This window comes from Bacillus sp. JJ783 (assembly GCF_036963225.1).
Taxonomy (GTDB): domain Bacteria; phylum Bacillota; class Bacilli; order Bacillales; family Bacillaceae_G; genus Bacillus_A; species Bacillus_A cereus_U.
The window spans coordinates 65,369-83,578 of sequence record NZ_JBALMG010000037.1 but is presented as its reverse complement, the minus strand read 5'-3'; the positions used below and the strand labels follow the sequence as shown (position 1 = coordinate 83,578).

The following is an 18,210-nucleotide window of genomic DNA, read 5'->3' as shown; positions in this document are numbered from 1 at the left end:
TATGTAACGGTAACAACCTATTTACAAGTAGGTTGTTATTTTTTTACGATAGGGATGAAAAGGAATCGAAAAAGACGGAACGAAATACTGGTACTGACGAGCTGAAAATTCTATTTCAGTAGAATAAGTTTGAAAAAGAAAGAGGACGAGTCATATGCTAAAAGGGAAAAAGATACTTCTATGTGTAACAGGAGGCATTGCAGTTTTTAAAGCGGCTGCGTTAACAAGTAAATTAACACAAGCTGGCGCTCTTGTAAAAGTAATGATGAGTGAGTCGGCAATGAAGTTTGTTACGCCTCTTACATTTCAAGCACTTTCTCGCCATGATGTATATACGGATACGTTTGATGAGAGAGACTCGGCTGTTATCGCTCATATTGATTTAGCGGATTGGGCAGATGTTGTACTTGTTGCACCGGCTACAGCTAATTGCATTGGAAAGTTAGCAGGCGGTATTGCTGATGATATGATTACAACTACTTTGTTAGCTACTACAGCTCCAGTGTGGATTGCACCGGCTATGAATGTGCATATGTATGAAAATAAAATTGTTCAAAAAAACATGATGACGTTAAAAACATTAGGATATACATTTATTGAGCCTGGGGAAGGTTTTTTAGCATGTGGTTATGTAGCAAAAGGAAGACTGGAAGAACCTGAAGCGATTATTGGACGGCTAGAAGAGGCTTTCTCAGAACAAAAACCATTGCAAGGAAAGCGAATATTAATAACAGCTGGACCGACACGTGAAAAGATTGATCCGGTTCGTTTTATGACGAATTTTTCTTCTGGAAAGATGGGGTATGCGATCGCAGAAGTTGCAGCAGGCTTAGGTGCTGATGTCATACTTGTGTCAGGACCGACAGCATTAGAGTCACCATTACATGTAACAACAATACAAGTAGAATCTGCACAAGATATGTTAGAGGCAGTCCTTCAACATTATCAGAATGTGGATGTTGTCATCAAAACAGCAGCAGTTGCAGATTACCGCCCAAAATATGTGCATGATAATAAAATGAAAAAGAAAAATGGCGATGCTGTAATTGAATTAGAAAGAACAGTGGATATTTTAAAAACGTTAGGTGAGAAGAAGGACCAACAGTTACTTATCGGTTTTGCAGCTGAAACGACAAACATAGAGGAATACGCAACGAGAAAATTACGTGAGAAAAATGCAAATATGATTGTTGCGAATGACGTGAAAGCGCAAGGAGCTGGGTTTGGTACAGATACAAATATTGTGACAATGTATAGAAAAGATGGAGAAATTATTGAGCTGCCACTTTTAACGAAGAAAGAAGTAGCTCGTGAAATATTAAAGCAAATAGAAATGATGTTAGAAGATGATCGTGTATGAAGTTTGCAAGTGTAATTGTTGATGTACCTGCACGTCAAACAGATCGACCGTTTGATTATATTATCCCTAAAAAATGGGAAGATATTGTGCAAACAGGAATGCGTGTAGTAGTCCCATTCGGTCCGAGGAAATTGCAAGGTTTTATTATTGGCATAAAGGATTCGGTTGATCTAGAAAGTAAAAAGTTAAAAGCGTTGTATGAAATATTAGATGTCACTCCGGTTTTAAATGATGAATTATTAAAGCTTGGGTATTGGCTTACAAGTGAAACGTTATGTTATATGATTTCAGCTTTTCAGGTGATGCTTCCGACGGCGATAAAAGCAACATATAAAAAGCGTCTGCAACTTCGTAACCAAGAAGAAGTTGCGCCAGAAATTCTTTCTTTATTTCAAGGGAAAGAAACGATAGATTGGGAAGCTATCGAAACGCAGCCACACCTATATCGTACTATTCAACAAGAAATTAAAAATGGTACGACTGAAGTGGTTTATCAAGTAAAGGATAAAGTGCAGAAGAAGAAACAAAGAGTAGTTCAACCGGAGTTACCGGCAGATAAATTGGAATTAGCAGCATTTGAACTGAAAAGTAAAAAACAACAAGACGTACTCTATTATTTTGTAGAAAACTACAAAAGTGTACCGTTAAAAAATTTAACAGAAGAATTACAAATAACAGATGCTCCAATAAAATCACTTGTTAAAAAGGGTCTAATCTCTGAAAAGTATGTAGAAGTATACCGGAATCCGTATGACGATGATGATTTTGAACAAACGAAACCATTTCCGCTTACTGAGGAACAAAAACAAGTAATTACACCGATTTTGTCATCAATTACAAATGAAACTTACAATCCATTTTTACTATATGGTGTTACAGGAAGTGGTAAGACTGAAGTGTATTTACAATCTATAGCAGCGGTGCTCGAGAAAGGAAAAGAAGCAATTGTGCTTGTTCCTGAAATTGCGCTAACGCCCCAGATGGTAGATCGCTTTAAAGGTAGGTTCGGTTCGCAAGTTGCAGTTCTTCACAGTGCGCTTTCTGTTGGGGAAAAGTATGATGAATGGCGCAAAATTTTAAGAAAAGAAGTGAAAGTGGTAGTTGGTGCGCGTTCAGCTATTTTTGCTCCCTTTGAAAATTTAGGAATCATTATTATTGATGAGGAACATGAATCGAGTTATAAGCAAGAAGATAACCCGAAGTATCATGCGAGAGATGTAGCGGTGTGGAGAGGACAATATCATAAGTGTCCAATCGTTCTCGGAAGTGCAACGCCGACACTTGAATCGTTTGCTAGAGCGAAAAAAGGTGTCTATGGGTTGCTTACAATGGAAAAACGTATGAACAAACAAGCTTTGCCGACTGTAGAAATTGTTGATATGCGTGAAGAGCTTCGTGATGGAAATCGCTCAATGTTTTCAAAGGCACTGCATGAAAAAATAGCAGATCGATTAGAAAAGAAAGAACAAATGGTTCTCTTTTTAAATAGAAGGGGTCATTCTACGTTTGTGATGTGCCGTGATTGTGGGTATGTCGTACAATGTCCGCATTGTGATATTTCGTTGACATATCACAAAATGAACCATCGTTTAAAATGTCATTATTGTAGTCATGAGGAAAATATGCCAACTGAGTGTCCTGCTTGTAATAGTACGTATATTCGTTTCTTTGGTACAGGGACGCAAAAGGTTGAAGAAGAAATCACAAAACTATTCCCTGAGGCGCGGGTCATTCGAATGGATGTGGATACAACAAGCCGTAAAGGAATGCATGAAAAATTATTAAAGGCGTTTGGTGAAGAGAAAGCAGATATATTACTTGGAACACAAATGATTGCAAAAGGGCTTGATTTTCCGAAGGTGACGCTTGTTGGCGTTTTAACGGCGGATACGATGCTTCATCTACCTGATTTTCGGGCGAGTGAAAAGACGTATCAGCTATTGACACAAGTGAGTGGACGTGCAGGAAGACATGAATTGCCAGGGGAAGTTGTAATTCAAACGTATACGCCGGAACATTACAGTGTAGAATTAGCAAAGAATCAACAATATGATGTATTTTATGAGCACGAAATGCAAATGAGGCGAATGAGACAATATCCGCCATATTACTACGTTGTACTTGTAACTGTATCTCATCCGGAATTATTAAAGGCAGTCCAAGTGACGGAAAAAATTGTCGGTCATTTACGAACGCATTGTTCAAGGCAAACAATGGTGTTAGGGCCGGTTGCTTCAGCAATTCCAAGGATAAAAGATAGATATCGTTACCAATGCATGATAAAATACAAACGGGAACCAAACTTAAAGAACGTGCTCAAAATGGTAAATGAACATTATCAAGCAGAAATGCAAAAAGAGCTACAAATCTCAATTGATTTTAATCCAACAATGTTAATGTAGCGGAGGGAAATATGGCAGTTTTAGAAATTGTAAAGCATCCAAATGAAGTGTTAGAAACATCATGCGAAAGAGTAATTAACTTTGATAAAAAGTTAGTGAAATTGTTAAAAGATATGCATGAAACAATGTTAATTGCAGACGGAGTTGGTCTAGCTGCGCCACAAGTAGGTGTAAGCTTACAAGTTGCTGTTGTTGATATAGGTGATGATACGGGTAAAATTGAATTAATTAATCCTGTTATTTTAGAAAAACGTGGTGAACAAGTAGGTCCCGAAGGCTGCTTAAGCTTTCCGGGACTTTATGGTGAAGTGGAGCGTGCAGATTACATTAAAGTACGTGCGCAAAATCGTCGCGGTAAAATATTTTTATTAGAAGCGGATGACTTCTTAGCGCGTGCAATTCAGCATGAAATCGATCATTTACACGGTGTTTTATTTACATCTAAAGTGAAAAGATATTATGAAGCAGGCGAATTAGAATAGGTTTAAAAGGAGCGGTTTTTGAATGATGAAAGTAGTATTTATGGGGACACCGGACTTTTCTGTGCCGGTGCTTCGTCGTCTTATCGAGGACGGATATGACGTAGTTGGTGTTGTAACGCAACCTGATCGTCCAGTTGGGAGAAAAAAGGTTTTAACACCTACTCCTGTTAAAGTAGAAGCGGAGAAACATGGTATTCCAGTATTACAACCGTTAAAAATTCGTGAAAAAGACGAATATGAAAAAGTATTAGCACTAGAGCCAGACTTAATTGTAACAGCGGCATTTGGACAAATCGTACCGAATGAAATTTTAGAAGCGCCAAAGTATAGATGTATTAATGTCCACGCGTCATTACTTCCAGAACTTCGCGGTGGTGCACCAATTCATTATGCGATCATGGAAGGTAAAGAGAAAACAGGTATTACAATTATGTATATGGTAGAAAAATTAGATGCTGGCGATATATTAACACAAGTAGAAGTAGAAATTGAAGAGCGTGAAACAACAGGTTCATTATTTGATAAGTTAAGCGAAGCAGGAGCACACCTTTTATCTAAAACGGTTCCTTTACTAATTCAGGGTAAACTAGAACCAATTAAACAAAGTGAAGCTGAAGTGACGTTTGCATATAATATTAAACGTGAGCAAGAGATAATTGATTGGACAAAAACAGGTGAAGAAGTATACAATCACATTCGCGGATTGAATCCATGGCCAGTTGCTTATACGACTTTGGCAGGACAGGTTATTAAAGTATGGTGGGGAGAGAAGATCTCTATTACAGAGAAAGCTGAACCAGGTACAATAGTAGCTCTTGAAGAAGATGGATTTGTTGTTGCAACAGGGAATGAGACAGGTGTTAAAATCACTGAATTGCAACCGTCTGGTAAAAAGCGTATGAGTTGTTCACAATTTTTACGTGGAACAAAACCTGAAATTGGTACGAAGTTAGGAGAAAATGCATGAGACAAAATGTTCGTGAGTTAGCTCTGGATGGCTTAATTCAAGTAGAAAAAAGTGGTGCATATAGCAACTTACTTTTAAATAATCTGATTGAAAAAAATACAATTGACAGAAAAGATATTGGTTTATTAACTGAAATGGTATATGGAACAATTCAACGTCGTGACACACTAGATTATTATTTACAACCATTTTTAAGAAAAAAGGTTGAAGCGTGGGTAAGAGTGTTGCTTCGCCTATCTTTATATCAAATGTTATATTTAGACCGAGTTCCCGAAAGAGCGGCTATTCATGAAGCTGTTGAGATTGCAAAGCGTCGTGGGCATAAAGGGATTTCAGGTATGGTGAACGGAGTATTGCGTTCAATTCAGCGAGAAGGTGTACCTTCGTTAGAAGAAATCGAAAATCCAGTAGAACGTCTTGCAATTGCAACGAGTCATCCAATGTGGCTTGTACAAGAATGGGCATCCGAATATGGTTTAGAGACAGCAGAGAAAATGTGTGAAGTAAATATGTTGCCACCTGTACCAACAGCACGTGTAAATGTTGATAAAGTAACGGTAGAAGAAGCGGTTGCGTTATTAGCTGATGAGGGTATAGAAGCAAAACGTGGCGAATTGTCAGAGGATGCAATTCAAATTGAAAGAGGAAATGTCGCACATACAGAAGCGTTCAAAAAAGGTTTCCTTTCTATTCAAGATGAAAGCTCAATGCTTGTAGCACGTGCTTTAGAACCGAATAAAGGAGATGCAGTTCTAGATAGTTGTGCTGCTCCTGGCGGAAAAACAACTCATATTGCAGAGCGTTTGGACGGAACTGGTAAGGTAATGTCGCTTGATTTACACGCACATAAAGTACGTTTAATTGAACAACAGGCGAAGAGACTTGGTTTAGAAAATGTAGAAACGATGGCTTTAGATGCTAGAAAAGTTCAAGAGCATTTTGCAAATGAATCTTTTGACAAAATATTAGTAGATGCACCATGTTCTGGATTTGGTGTTATTAGACGTAAACCTGATATTAAGTTAGGTAAAGATAAGGGCGATAGTGAAAGGTTATCAACGATTCAACTTGCGATACTAGAAAAAATCGCACCATTGTTAAAACAAGGTGGTCGCCTTGTTTATAGTACGTGCACAATTGAAAAAATAGAAAATGAACAAGTAATAAAGCAATTTTTACAAGAGCATCCTGAATTTGAATGGGATACTACGATAAAAGATCGTATGCCAGAAAAGTTAAATCCGTATATTGATGAAGGTCAAGTACGAATTTTACCGCATTATTTTGCAACAGATGGCTTTTATATTGCTTGTTTAAGAAAGAAGGTGTAGCATCATGGAAACGACTGTAAAAAAACAAAAGAAAAATCTAGAGACAAAGAAACCATCAATTTATTCTTTACAACTTCATGAAATGCAAGATTGGTTAAAGGAACAAGGGGAACCTAAGTTCCGTGCAGGACAAATTTTTGATTGGCTATATAAAAAACGTGTAAAAAATTATGAGGATATGTCAAACCTTGCTAAAGGATTGCGCGATAAATTGTCGAATTCCTTTGATATTACTACTTTAAACACTTTAGTAAAACAAACGTCTTCGGATGGAACGATTAAATTCCTATTCCAGTTATACGATGGCTACTCTATTGAAACTGTACTAATGCGACATGAGTATGGAAATTCCATTTGTGTAACAACACAGGTGGGTTGCCGCATTGGCTGTACGTTCTGTGCATCTACACTTGGTGGGTTAAAACGAAACTTAGAGGCTGGAGAAATTGTAGCGCAAGTAGTAGAAGTTCAGCGCGCGCTTGATGAAACAGAAGAACGTGTAAGTTCTCTTGTTGTTATGGGAATTGGAGAACCATTTGATAATTATGATAACTTAATGTCATTCTTACGCATTGTCAATCATGAAAAAGGAATTCATATTGGTGCAAGACATATGACAGTTTCAACAAGTGGAATTGTTCCAAAAATTTATAAGTTCGCTGAAGAAGATATGCAAATCAATTTTGCGATTTCATTGCATGCTGCAAATACAGAGATACGTTCAAAATTAATGCCGATTAACCGTGCTTATAAGCTACCGGATTTAATGGAAGCTGTTAAATACTATGTAAATAGAACAGGGCGTCGTATTACATTTGAATATGGCTTATTTGGAGGAGAAAATGACCAAGTTGAGCACGCTGAAGAACTTGCTGCGCTCTTAAAAGGTGTAAAATGTCATGTAAACTTAATTCCGGTAAACTACGTGCCAGAACGTGATTATGTACGTACGCCACGAGAACAAATTTTCTTATTTGAAAAGACGCTAAAAGATCGTGGAGTGAATGTAACAATTCGCCGTGAACAAGGTCATGATATTGATGCAGCCTGCGGTCAGTTGCGTGCAAAGGAGCGCAAAGAAGAGACGAGGTGACGAGATGAAAGCCGTGTTTCTATCGGATAAAGGGAAAGTTCGTCAACATAATGAAGATAGTGCAGGAGTTTTTCGCAATTTAGATGGAAATATTTTAGCGGTAGTAGCAGATGGAATGGGAGGTCATCGAGCTGGCGATGTAGCTAGCTCGATGGCTATTCAATTATTCCATGATTATTGGAAGCAAACGCATAATATGAATGAGCCTAAAAAGGTAGAAAAGTGGTTACATACTAACGTTGGAATTATTAATGAGCGCATATATGCTTACTCTCAGCAGCATGTAGAATGTAATGGCATGGGAACAACGGTTATCGTGGCGATTTGTACACCTAGTTTTGTAACAATAGGTCATATAGGAGATAGTCGTTGTTATATGGTATCAGAGGGAGAAATATCGCTTGTAACGGAAGATCACTCACTTGTAAATGAACTTGTTAGGCACGGTGAAATTTCAAAAGAAGATGCAGAATATCACCCGAAAAAGAATGTTCTGTTAAGAGCGTTAGGAACAGAAGAAAAAGTCGGACTAGATGTTAAAACATTGGTGCTCGAAGAAGACGATCAATTGCTTCTTTGCTCTGATGGATTGTCTAACAAAGTCCCTATGGTTGATATGCAACAAATTTTACAATTGAATGAACAGCTCGAGGCGAAGGGAGAGCATCTCATTCAATTAGCAAATGATCGTGGTGGAGAAGATAATATCACCCTCGTTATTATTGATTATGCGGATTCGACAAACGAAAGTAGGTGAAGTGCAACGTGCTGATTGGAAAACGCTTAAATGACCGTTATAAGCTGCTGAAAATGATTGGCGGTGGAGGAATGGCCAATGTATATTTAGCTCATGATGATATACTTGGCCGAGATGTAGCGGTAAAAATATTAAGACTCGACTATTCAAATAATGAAGAGTTTATTAAACGTTTCCATCGAGAAGCGCAATCTGTTACAACGTTGTCGCATCCAAATATTGTGAATATGTATGATGTTGGGGAAGAGGATGGTATATATTATCTTGTAATGGAATATGTACCTGGACGAACATTGAAGCAATACGTAATCGATCGAGGGATGTTACCGATAGGAGAAGCTCTTGATATAATGGAGCAGTTAACGTCCGCTATGGCACACGCCCATCATTTTGAGATTGTACATCGCGATATTAAACCGCACAATATTTTGATTCGAGATGACGGAGTGATAAAAGTAACAGACTTTGGAATTGCGACAGCTACAAGTGCAGCAACGATTACACATACAAATTCGGTGCTCGGTTCGGTGCATTATTTATCACCAGAACAAGCGCGCGGCGGTATAGCGAATAAACAATCAGATATTTATTCACTTGGGATTGTTATGTTTGAATTGTTAACAGGAAGACAACCGTTTTCTGGTGAATCTGCTGTTGCAATTGCGTTAAAACATTTACAAAATGAAATGCCATCTCCAAAAAGATGGAATGAAAATATTCCACAAAGTGTTGAAAATATTATATTAAAGGCGACTGCGAAAGATCCATTTCATCGATATCAATCTGCTAACGCGATGAAACGAGATATTGAAACAGCACTATACCCAGAACGAATAAATGAACAACCATTTTACATACCAGAAGATATGGAAGCGACGAAAGCGATTCCAATTATTCAACAAGAACAACTATTTCAAAATGTAAGTGATGAAACGATTGTATTAAAAGGAAGTAAAGTGGATGAACAAGTAAGAAAAGAAGAGACCGAATCAGGTAAGAAGAAAAAACGAAGTAATAAATGGCTGAAAGTTTTAATTACAACATTTTTACTTTTAGCAATAGGGATAACCTTAGCACTTACTGTTATTCCAGGCTTCTTTATTCCGAAAGATGTGAAGGTTCCTGATGTGGCTGGAATGAAATATACGACAGCTGTAAATACATTAGTTGAAAAAGGGTTTGAAGTTACTGAACCTAATCTTGTATATACAGATGATGTTGAAGCCGGAAAAGTGATAAAAACAGATCCTATAGCAGGAAGAGTAGTAAAAGAAAACTCTAAAATTACTATCTATCAATCAGGTGGGAAAAAGAAAAGTAAGATGCGTGATTTGACAGGAAAAGATTTCGAGAGTATAAGAGCTGAGTTAGAAGAAAAATATAAACAAGTTACAATAAATTATATTGAAAATGATAAGCCGAAAGGTGAAATTGTAGAGCAAATACCAACGCCTGATCAAATGGTTATAGAAGCTGAACAAGAACTGAAAGTTTGGGTAAGTAAAGGACCTTATCAAATAAGACCAGGTGATTTTTCAGGATGGACTGAAAATAGTGTAAAAGGTTATTTAAATGAAAGAAAGCTCGTTTCTGATATAAAAAGAGAGTATTCAGATACGGTTGATAAAGGCCTTGTTATTTCACAGTTACCAAAGCCTGGGACACCTTTAAAAGAAGGAGATAAAGTATCGATTGTTATCTCGGATGGTCCGAAGCCTAAAGTGACGAAAACGGTAAAAGTGGATAACATTTCTATCCCATATGAAGCTTCTGCAACAGGTGATAAAAAGCCGCAAACAATAGAAATTTATAAAGAAGATATGCAGCAAAAAATGGATAAACCAGTTGAAACGAGAACAATTACTGAGTCAGCGATTATTTCTTTAGAATTTGTAATTCAAGAAGGTGCAAAGGGACACTATAAGATTGTCCGAGATGGAGTAACAATTATGGACAAGGAAGTACCATATCCAGCTCAATAATAGTGAATTCCATCGTCCTTATATAGAAGATGGAATTCATTACTCTTGCCTGTTATGCTGTCTACATCGTGGACTGTATAACAGGCAAAAATATATGATTCAAAAAGCTGTAAAAGTGATACTGTTGTAAATAATATTTCAAATTTGATGGTAGATTAAATATATGAACCTGGATATATATTTGGTGGGCTTTGAAATAATTGTTTAAAGAACTCTAGTCTATTCATATTTAATTGCAGTTTCATTTTATACAAAATAAAGGAGAATTATATGCCAGAAGGAAAAATTGTAAAAGCTCTAAGTGGGTTTTATTATGTGCAGAATGAGGAAGGGATTACACAATGTCGCGGGCGTGGTGTATTTAGAAAGAATAAAATTACACCACTTGTAGGAGACCAAGTTGTTTTTCAAGCGGATAATCCGAATGAAGGTTATGTGTTAGAAGTATTTGATCGAAAAAATGAACTTGTTAGACCTCCTATTGCTAATGTTGATCAAGCTATTCTTGTTTTCTCTGCAGTAGAACCAGATTTTAATCCAGGACTGTTAGATCGATTTTTAGTATTGATTGAATATCATAACATTAAACCGATTATTTGTATTAGTAAGATGGATTTAGTAGATGAAAAAATGAGAGAAACTGTTGAATCTTATGCAAATGATTATCGTGAAATGGGTTATGATGTGTTGTTTACTTCTATAAATACATCGGAAAGTATTGATATTCTGAAACCATTCTTAGAAGGTTGTATTTCCGTCGTTGCAGGCCAATCTGGTGTTGGGAAATCTTCAATGCTAAACGTATTACGTCCAGATTTAGAATTGAAAACTAATGATATTTCTTCACATTTAGGACGTGGAAAGCATACGACAAGACACGTGGAATTAATTACAGTTGGAAGCGGACTTGTTGCGGATACACCTGGTTTTAGTTCGCTTGATTTCATAGATATAGAGGTAGAAGATCTTACATATTGTTTTCCAGAGTTGAAAGAAGCGAGCCAATACTGTAAATTTAGAGGGTGTACACACCTTGCTGAACCGAAATGTGCGGTGAAAGCTGCGGTTGAAGAAGGAAAGATTACCGAATATCGTTATAAGAATTACAAACAATTCGTAGAAGAAATTAGAGAGAGAAAGCCGAGGTATTAGTCATGATTAAAATTGCACCATCGATTTTATCAGCAGATTTTTCAAGATTAGGGGAAGAGATTAAAGATGTAGAAAAAGGTGGAGCTGACTACATTCACGTCGATGTAATGGATGGACATTTCGTACCAAATATTACGATTGGACCATTAATTGTAGAAGCAATCCGTCCGATTACGTCATTACCGTTAGATGTACATTTAATGATTGAAAATCCTGATAACTATATCCCAACTTTCGCAAAAGCGGGAGCTGATATTATTACTGTCCATGTAGAAGCTTGTCCACATCTACATCGTACAATTCAGTTAATTAAATCTCATGACATTAAAGCGGGAGTTGTATTAAATCCACATACTCCAGTTTCAACGATTGAGCATGTATTAGAAGATATAGACATGGTATTACTTATGACAGTAAATCCTGGATTTGGCGGACAGAAATTTATTCATTCTGTATTACCGAAAATCAAACAAGTTGCAGAAATGGTTAAAGAGCGAAATCTACAAGTGGAAATTGAAGTTGATGGTGGTGTCAACGCTGAAACGGCAAGACTTTGTATTGAAGCAGGAGCGAATGTTCTTGTAGCGGGATCAGCAGTATACAATCAAAAAGACCGCGGTGAAGCAATTCGTGTAATTCGCGGATAAAGAATGAACCGTTATCCTAGTGAAGCTTCTAGTGCATTAAGACTTCACTATTTATACATGTTAGAGTGGCAAATAAGGAGAAAGGCAATCTACCGAATGGCAGATTGCCTTTTTACAATAGAAGGGGAAGGAAAAATGATTATTCATATTTTAGCGGGAGGACCTGCAGAATACTGCGCAGATTTTTCTCGGTATGAAAATGAAGAAGTAGTTTGGGCGGCCGTTGATAGAGGAGTGTACCGTTTGTTGAAAAGAGGAATCACTCCGGCTGTTGCTTTTGGGGATTATGATTCAGTTACTGATGAGGAATTAGCATGGATGGGACAGCAGACAAATGAATTACATATTGTCCCGCGAGAAAAAGATCAAACAGATTTAGAAATTGCAATTAGCTGGGCTTTAGAACAGAAACCAAAGTTAATTCGTATTTTTGGTGCTACTGGTGGAAGACTTGATCATGGTTTAGCAAATATTCAGATGCTTTTAAAGGGATTAGAAGTAAACATAGAAATGTGTATTGTGGACAATAAAAATGAAATAATAGTGAAAAAGTTTGGTATGTATATAATTGAAGGAAACGAACATTTTCCATACGTATCATTTGTACCAGTTACTGAAAGGGTAGAAGGTATTACACTTCACGGTTTTAAGTACCCTCTTACTAATAAAACAATAGAGTGGGGATCGACACTTTGTATTAGTAATGAACTCATTGAGGAAAAAGGTAATTTTTCATTTACTTCTGGCATATTAATGATGATAAGAAGCACTGATTGAAGAAACAATTTTGCTCCTTGCATCATATAGTGAACAAGTGGAGTAATGGGGATTAGGAGGGAAACCATGAGATTTTATACAATTAAGTTACCTAAATTTCTTGGTGGAATTGTTCGTGCGATGTTAAATACCTTCAAAAAAGACTAAAAAAAGCACCTATTACCGGTGCTTTTTCCATTGGTATAATAAAAAAAGAGCCTAGCGGCTCTTTTTTTTATTATTAAACACGTTCGATTTTGCCAGATTTTAATGCTCTAGCAGAAACGTAAACACGTTGAACTTTTCCGTCGATGCGTACGCGAACTTTTTGAAGGTTAGCGCCCCATTTACGTTTTGTAGCGTTCATTGCGTGAGAACGAGAGTTACCAGAACGAGCTTTTCTTCCAGTGATAGCACAAACACGAGCCATTTATATTTCCCTCCCTTAACTACCGTAACATACGTAATTTTTCAATGTTAGCCTTTTATGCGATGCTAAAAACACTACTATAATTTAACACAACTAAAAAGAGAATGCAACACCGTAGGAAAAAGAAATCAAGAAAAAATACTTGACACTATATGTCAATGAAGAAAAGGTGAAATCAAGAAAAATTGCTTGACATATTATAGTGGTACATGTTGTATAATAACAATGGACTATTTTGCTCATCATAAAAAAATGTAATTTAAAACATAAAATATGAGAGTGAAAAGAAAGAACGATGGAATTTTCTTTAAAAAGATTATATGATAGTAACTAAAGTAGTCTAGCTCACTTTCACCATTTATGAAGGGGGAAACGAGATGTCAATTGAAATTAAAACGAAGTACGGTCAAATTGATATTAGTACAGATGTAATTGCAACAATTGCTGGAGGTGCCGCAGTAGATTGCTACGGTATCGTAGGTATGGCATCAAAAAATCAGTTAAAAGATGGATTAACAGACATTTTACGAAAAGAAAACTTCACTAGAGGCGTTATTGTTCGTAAAGATGAAGATGAAGTACATATTGATATGTATATTATTGTGAGCTATGGTACGAAAATTTCAGAAGTAGCACATAACGTGCAGACTAAAGTGAAATATACATTAGATCAAACTGTAGGACTAGCAGTAGATTCTGTAAACATCTACGTACAAGGAGTTAAAGTAATAAACTTGTAATGTGCATTAAGGAGGAAAATCTGTGTCAATTCAAAAAATTGATGGAAAACGTTTATCACAAATGATCATTCAAGGAGCCAATAATTTAACAAATAATGTTCAGCTTGTTGATGCATTAAACGTATTTCCAGTTCCAGATGGCGATACCGGTACAAACATGAACTTATCAATGACTTCAGGCGCAAGTGAAGTGAAAGCAAATCCTTCACAGCATGCTGGTAAAGTCGGCGTAAGTTTAGCCAAAGGATTATTAATGGGAGCTCGTGGTAACTCTGGGGTTATTTTATCTCAGTTATTCCGTGGTTTCTCTAAATCCATTGAACAAAAAGAAGAGTTAACGACAGTTGATTTTGCTGCAGCTTTAGAAGCTGGAGTAGAGGCAGCTTACAAAGCGGTTATGAAACCAATTGAAGGAACGATTTTAACGGTTGCAAGAGAAACGGGTAAATATGCAGTGACAGTTGCGAAAAAACAGCGCGACTTTGTTTTGTTTATGGAAGACGTTGTAAAAGAAGCAAACGCATCGTTAAATCGTACGCCAGATTTATTACCTGTATTAAAACAAGTTGGCGTTGTAGATAGCGGTGGTAAAGGTCTTGTTGTTGTATATGAAGGATTTTTAGCTGACTTAAAAGGAGAAACGATTTCTTCTAATGTGCCTGCCCAACCATCTATGAATGACATGGTACGCGCAGAACATCACCGTAGTGTACAAAGCCAATTGAGTACAGAAGATATTAAGTATGGATATTGTACGGAATTCATGGTGAAATTAGAGCCTGAAAAAATGAAGGAACATAATTTCTCTGAACAAAAATTCCGTGAAGATATTAGTGTGTACGGAGATTCACTACTTGTTGTATCGGATGATGAGGTTGTAAAGGTTCATATTCATGCGGAACATCCTGGAGATCCTATGAATTATGGACAACGCTATGGTAGTTTAATTAAGATTAAAGTAGAAAATATGCGTGAACAGCATACTGCTTTATTAGATGAGCCTACTATGATGCCTGAGCCAACTAGCCAGTCTAAAGAGAAACAACCGTACGGTATCGTAACTGTTGCTATGGGGTCTGGTATTAAAACTTTATTTGAGAGCATTGGCGCGACGAAAGTTATCGAAGGTGGCCAAACGATGAATCCAAGTACGGAGGATATTGTGAAGGCGATTGAAGAAGCGAATGCTGAAAAAATCATTATTTTACCGAACAACGGAAATATCGTGATGGCAGCAGAACAAGCAGCGTCAGTTGTGGATCAAGAAGTGATTGTAATTCGTTCAAAAACAGTTCCTCAAGGTATGGCTGCAATGTTAGCATTTAATCCAGTTGGAACGTTAGAAGAGAACGAAGAAAACATGAAAGAAGCTTTATCTCATGTGAAAACCGGTCAAATTACGTATGCTGTACGTGATACGGAAATTGATGGTGTAGAGATTCAAAAAGATGATTTCATGTGTATTGCAGATGGAAAAATCGTATCAACAAATGCTGCAAAAGTAGGAGCTGCAAAGCAATTACTAGAAGCACTTATTGATGAAGATTCTGAAATTGTAACGATTCTACAAGGTGAAGATGCAACTGACGAAGAAGTAGCTGAGTTAGTTGCATTTGTAGAAGAGAATTTTGAAGATGCAGAAGTAGAAGTACATGCTGGAAACCAACCGGTGTATTCGTTCATCTTCTCTGTAGAATAAGAAAAAATTCGTTTTGAAAATAAATGGATTACTTACTTGCTAATGGATAAGAAGTAGTGATATGAAGTTTATTACTAGTTTTTATTCAAAAGGCTAGCATATTGAAGATAAAAAAGAGCCTTGCTGCTAATAGTGAGGCTCTTTTCTTTCGTATTGTTTATGAGGGATTTGAGTAGTTTCTCTAAGAATGCCTATGATAGAATATATAGGGTGAAAGAGAGCGATTAGAGATGTCAATAGTATGAATGAATCAAAGAAAATAATGTGACGGAGCGTGAGAATCTTGAATGAAGTTGTACAAGTTCCTGTTACGGATGTAAAGGGAATCGGAGGAGAAACATCTGAATTACTACACGAGATGGGGATTTATACAGTTTCTCATCTATTAGAACATTTTCCGTACCGTTATGAAGATTATGCGATGAAAGATCTTGCTGAAGTAAAGCATGATGAACGTGTAACAGTTGAGGGAAAGATTCATAGTGCTCCTTTACTGCAATATTATGGGAAGAAGAAGTCGCGTCTTACGGTTCGTGTCCTCGTCGGTCGTTATTTAATTACAGCTGTATGCTTTAATAGGCCGTACTATAAGCAGAAGTTAAATTTAAATGAAACAGTAACGATTACTGGTAAATGGGATCAGCACCGTCAAACGATTGCGGTATCAGAGCTTCATTTTGGACCAGTTGTACGTCAACAAGAAGTAGAGCCTGTATACTCAGTGAAAGGGAAACTTACAGTAAAACAGATGCGCCGTTTTATTGCCCAAGCGTTCAAAGAGTATGGAGAATCTATAGTTGAAGTGTTACCTGATGGATTGCTAAGTCGATATAAATTATTGCCGCGTTATGAAGCGCTTCGGGCGTTGCATTTTCCAGCAGGACAGGAAGATTTAAAACAAGCACGTCGCCGTTTTGTATATGAGGAGTTTTTCTTATTTCAGCTAAAAATGCAAACATTACGGAAAATGGAGAGGGAAAATTCGAAAGGGGCGAAAAAAGAAATTCCTTCAGCAGAATTGCAAGAGTTTATTGATGCACTTCCGTTTCCATTAACTGGTGCACAGCGTCGGGTAGTAGATGAAATTATGAAAGATATGACATCGCCTTATCGGATGAATCGTCTGTTGCAAGGTGATGTAGGTTCTGGGAAAACAGTCGTTGCAGCGATTGGCCTTTATGCAGCGAAGTTAGCACATTATCAAGGTGCTTTAATGGTTCCTACAGAAATTTTAGCAGAGCAACATTATCAATCGCTTGCAGAGACGTTCTCACACTTTGGTATGAATGTTGAATTGTTAACCAGTTCTGTTAAAGGTGTAAGGCGTCGAGAGATTTTGGCAAAATTAGAACAAGGAGAAATAGATATCCTTGTTGGAACACATGCCTTAATTCAAGATGAAGTTATCTTTCATAGGTTAGGTCTCGTTATTACTGATGAACAACATCGATTTGGTGTAGCGCAGCGACGAGTTTTAAGGGAGAAAGGTGAAAGTCCGGATGTTTTATTTATGACGGCGACGCCAATTCCGCGTACGTTAGCAATTACTGCATTTGGAGAGATGGACGTTTCTATTATCGATGAAATGCCAGCTGGTAGAAAGGTAATCGAAACGTATTGGGCAAAACATGATATGTTAGATCGTGTTCTCGGCTTTGTGGAGAAAGAGATAAAAAAAGGAAGACAGGCATATGTTATTTGCCCTCTTATTGAAGAGTCTGAGAAGCTTGATGTACAAAATGCTATCGACTTACATAGTATGCTGACTCATCATTATCAAGGGAAATGCCAAGTTGGATTAATGCATGGGAGACTATCATCCCAAGAAAAAGAAGAGATAATGGGACAGTTTAGTGAAAATAAAGTGCAAATTCTTGTGTCGACAACGGTTGTTGAAGTAGGTGTGAACGTACCAAATGCGACTGTTATGGTTATTTATGATGCGGAACGTTTCGGTTTATCACAGCTCCATCAGCTGAGGGGGCGTGTTGGGCGTGGTAGTGAACAATCATATTGTTTATTAATTGCGGACCCAAAATCAGAAACGGGAAAAGAAAGAATGCGTATTATGACTGAAACAAATGATGGATTTGTATTGTCAGAAAAAGATTTAGAGTTACGAGGTCCTGGGGATTTCTTTGGAAGTAAGCAAAGTGGTCTACCAGAATTTAAGGTTGCTGATATGGTGCATGATTATCGGGCGTTAGAAACAGCGAGACAAGATGCGGCGATACTAGTTGATTCAGAAGCGTTTTGGCATAATGATCAGTATGCTTCGCTGCGTACTTATCTTGATGGGACAGGTGTGTTCCAGGGAGAGAAGCTCGATTAAAAGTAGTCTGCAAAAGTTTTTGTTGCATTCTACTTTTAATGATTATATACTACTTTTAGTACCTAGTCATAAAAATGGAT

16 protein-coding genes are annotated in these 18,210 nt (G+C 37.2%); 15 read left to right on the top strand and 1 reads right to left on the bottom strand.

Translation table 11 applies throughout. The features are described from left to right. The first annotated feature begins 154 nt into the window (after window positions 1-154). From coaBC to spoVM, 12 genes are all read left to right on the top strand, one after another. Entirely contained in the window at window positions 155-1,360 is a 1,206-nt protein-coding gene (coaBC, locus tag V7038_RS07925; RefSeq protein ID WP_002199530.1) for a bifunctional phosphopantothenoylcysteine decarboxylase/phosphopantothenate--cysteine ligase CoaBC, read from the top strand. After that, on the top strand, window positions 1,357-3,762 hold the full coding sequence (priA, locus tag V7038_RS07920) for a primosomal protein N' (protein ID WP_002111401.1): 2,406 nt from the start codon (window positions 1,357-1,359) through the stop codon (window positions 3,760-3,762). Before coaBC ends, priA begins: the two co-directional genes overlap by 4 nt. 11 nt (window positions 3,763-3,773) lie before the next feature. Continuing rightward, complete coding sequence (gene def, locus V7038_RS07915; RefSeq protein ID WP_002111400.1) at window positions 3,774-4,244, top strand: peptide deformylase; 471 nt, start codon at window positions 3,774-3,776, stop codon at window positions 4,242-4,244. Between the two features lie 22 nt (window positions 4,245-4,266). Further along, window positions 4,267-5,211 (top strand): methionyl-tRNA formyltransferase, encoded by a 945-nt coding sequence (gene fmt / locus V7038_RS07910; protein ID WP_002160723.1) that lies wholly within the window; start codon window positions 4,267-4,269, stop codon window positions 5,209-5,211. Further along, complete coding sequence (rsmB, locus tag V7038_RS07905) at window positions 5,208-6,542, top strand: 16S rRNA (cytosine(967)-C(5))-methyltransferase RsmB (RefSeq protein WP_002088220.1); 1,335 nt, start codon at window positions 5,208-5,210, stop codon at window positions 6,540-6,542. The genes fmt and rsmB overlap by 4 nt, the downstream gene beginning before the upstream one ends. Before the next feature lie 4 nt (window positions 6,543-6,546). Further along, a complete protein-coding gene (rlmN, locus tag V7038_RS07900) occupies window positions 6,547-7,635 on the top strand; it encodes a 23S rRNA (adenine(2503)-C(2))-methyltransferase RlmN (protein ID WP_002014500.1) in 1,089 nt (362 codons plus the stop codon). Window positions 7,636-7,639: 4 nt separating this feature from the next. Next, complete coding sequence (locus V7038_RS07895; protein WP_002111398.1) at window positions 7,640-8,392, top strand: Stp1/IreP family PP2C-type Ser/Thr phosphatase; 753 nt, start codon at window positions 7,640-7,642, stop codon at window positions 8,390-8,392. Between the two features lie 8 nt (window positions 8,393-8,400). Next, on the top strand, window positions 8,401-10,374 hold the full coding sequence (gene pknB / locus V7038_RS07890; protein ID WP_335469778.1) for a Stk1 family PASTA domain-containing Ser/Thr kinase: 1,974 nt from the start codon (window positions 8,401-8,403) through the stop codon (window positions 10,372-10,374). A 270-nt stretch (window positions 10,375-10,644) separates the two neighbouring features. Further along, entirely contained in the window at window positions 10,645-11,526 is an 882-nt protein-coding gene (gene rsgA, locus V7038_RS07885) for a ribosome small subunit-dependent GTPase A (protein ID WP_002014503.1), read from the top strand. 2 nt (window positions 11,527-11,528) lie between these two features. Continuing rightward, window positions 11,529-12,173 (top strand): ribulose-phosphate 3-epimerase, encoded by a 645-nt coding sequence (rpe, locus tag V7038_RS07880; RefSeq protein ID WP_002111395.1) that lies wholly within the window; start codon window positions 11,529-11,531, stop codon window positions 12,171-12,173. Window positions 12,174-12,269: 96 nt separating this feature from the next. Next, entirely contained in the window at window positions 12,270-12,950 is a 681-nt protein-coding gene (locus V7038_RS07875; protein WP_335469835.1) for a thiamine diphosphokinase, read from the top strand. A gap of 66 nt (window positions 12,951-13,016) precedes the next feature. Further along, the gene (gene spoVM / locus V7038_RS07870) at window positions 13,017-13,097 is read left to right on the top strand and encodes a stage V sporulation protein SpoVM (protein ID WP_001213599.1); all 81 of its coding nucleotides are present in this window, start codon (window positions 13,017-13,019) and stop codon (window positions 13,095-13,097) included. 73 nt (window positions 13,098-13,170) lie between these two features. On the opposite strand, the gene rpmB is transcribed toward spoVM, so the two are convergent. Beyond that, entirely contained in the window at window positions 13,171-13,359 is a 189-nt protein-coding gene (rpmB, locus tag V7038_RS07865) for a 50S ribosomal protein L28 (protein ID WP_000124776.1), read from the bottom strand. Window positions 13,360-13,736: 377 nt separating this feature from the next. On the opposite strand from rpmB, the gene V7038_RS07860 reads away from it, so the two are divergent. From V7038_RS07860 to recG, 3 genes are all read left to right on the top strand, one after another. Beyond that, window positions 13,737-14,099 (top strand): Asp23/Gls24 family envelope stress response protein, encoded by a 363-nt coding sequence (locus V7038_RS07860; RefSeq protein ID WP_000021109.1) that lies wholly within the window; start codon window positions 13,737-13,739, stop codon window positions 14,097-14,099. Between the two features lie 22 nt (window positions 14,100-14,121). Further along, a complete protein-coding gene (locus tag V7038_RS07855; protein ID WP_002111393.1) occupies window positions 14,122-15,798 on the top strand; it encodes a DAK2 domain-containing protein in 1,677 nt (558 codons plus the stop codon). Between the two features lie 283 nt (window positions 15,799-16,081). After that, entirely contained in the window at window positions 16,082-18,130 is a 2,049-nt protein-coding gene (gene recG / locus V7038_RS07850) for an ATP-dependent DNA helicase RecG (RefSeq protein WP_335469774.1), read from the top strand. Window positions 18,131-18,210 lie beyond the last annotated feature (80 nt).

Coding starts and splice junctions, on each gene's coding strand:
- V7038_RS07875 (WP_335469835.1), top strand. CDS start 12,270: ATGGCAGATTGCCTTTTTACAATAGAAGGGGAAGGAAAAATGATTATT.
- rlmN (WP_002014500.1), top strand. CDS start 6,547: ATGGAAACGACTGTAAAAAAACAAAAGAAAAATCTAGAGACAAAGAAA.
- rpe (WP_002111395.1), top strand. CDS start 11,529: ATGATTAAAATTGCACCATCGATTTTATCAGCAGATTTTTCAAGATTA.
- V7038_RS07860 (WP_000021109.1), top strand. CDS start 13,737: ATGTCAATTGAAATTAAAACGAAGTACGGTCAAATTGATATTAGTACA.
- rsgA (WP_002014503.1), top strand. CDS start 10,645: ATGCCAGAAGGAAAAATTGTAAAAGCTCTAAGTGGGTTTTATTATGTG.
- def (WP_002111400.1), top strand. CDS start 3,774: ATGGCAGTTTTAGAAATTGTAAAGCATCCAAATGAAGTGTTAGAAACA.
- priA (WP_002111401.1), top strand. CDS start 1,357: ATGAAGTTTGCAAGTGTAATTGTTGATGTACCTGCACGTCAAACAGAT.
- coaBC (WP_002199530.1), top strand. CDS start 155: ATGCTAAAAGGGAAAAAGATACTTCTATGTGTAACAGGAGGCATTGCA.
- V7038_RS07895 (WP_002111398.1), top strand. CDS start 7,640: ATGAAAGCCGTGTTTCTATCGGATAAAGGGAAAGTTCGTCAACATAAT.
- rsmB (WP_002088220.1), top strand. CDS start 5,208: ATGAGACAAAATGTTCGTGAGTTAGCTCTGGATGGCTTAATTCAAGTA.
- rpmB (WP_000124776.1), bottom strand. CDS start 13,359: ATGGCTCGTGTTTGTGCTATCACTGGAAGAAAAGCTCGTTCTGGTAAC.
- fmt (WP_002160723.1), top strand. CDS start 4,267: ATGATGAAAGTAGTATTTATGGGGACACCGGACTTTTCTGTGCCGGTG.
- spoVM (WP_001213599.1), top strand. CDS start 13,017: ATGAGATTTTATACAATTAAGTTACCTAAATTTCTTGGTGGAATTGTT.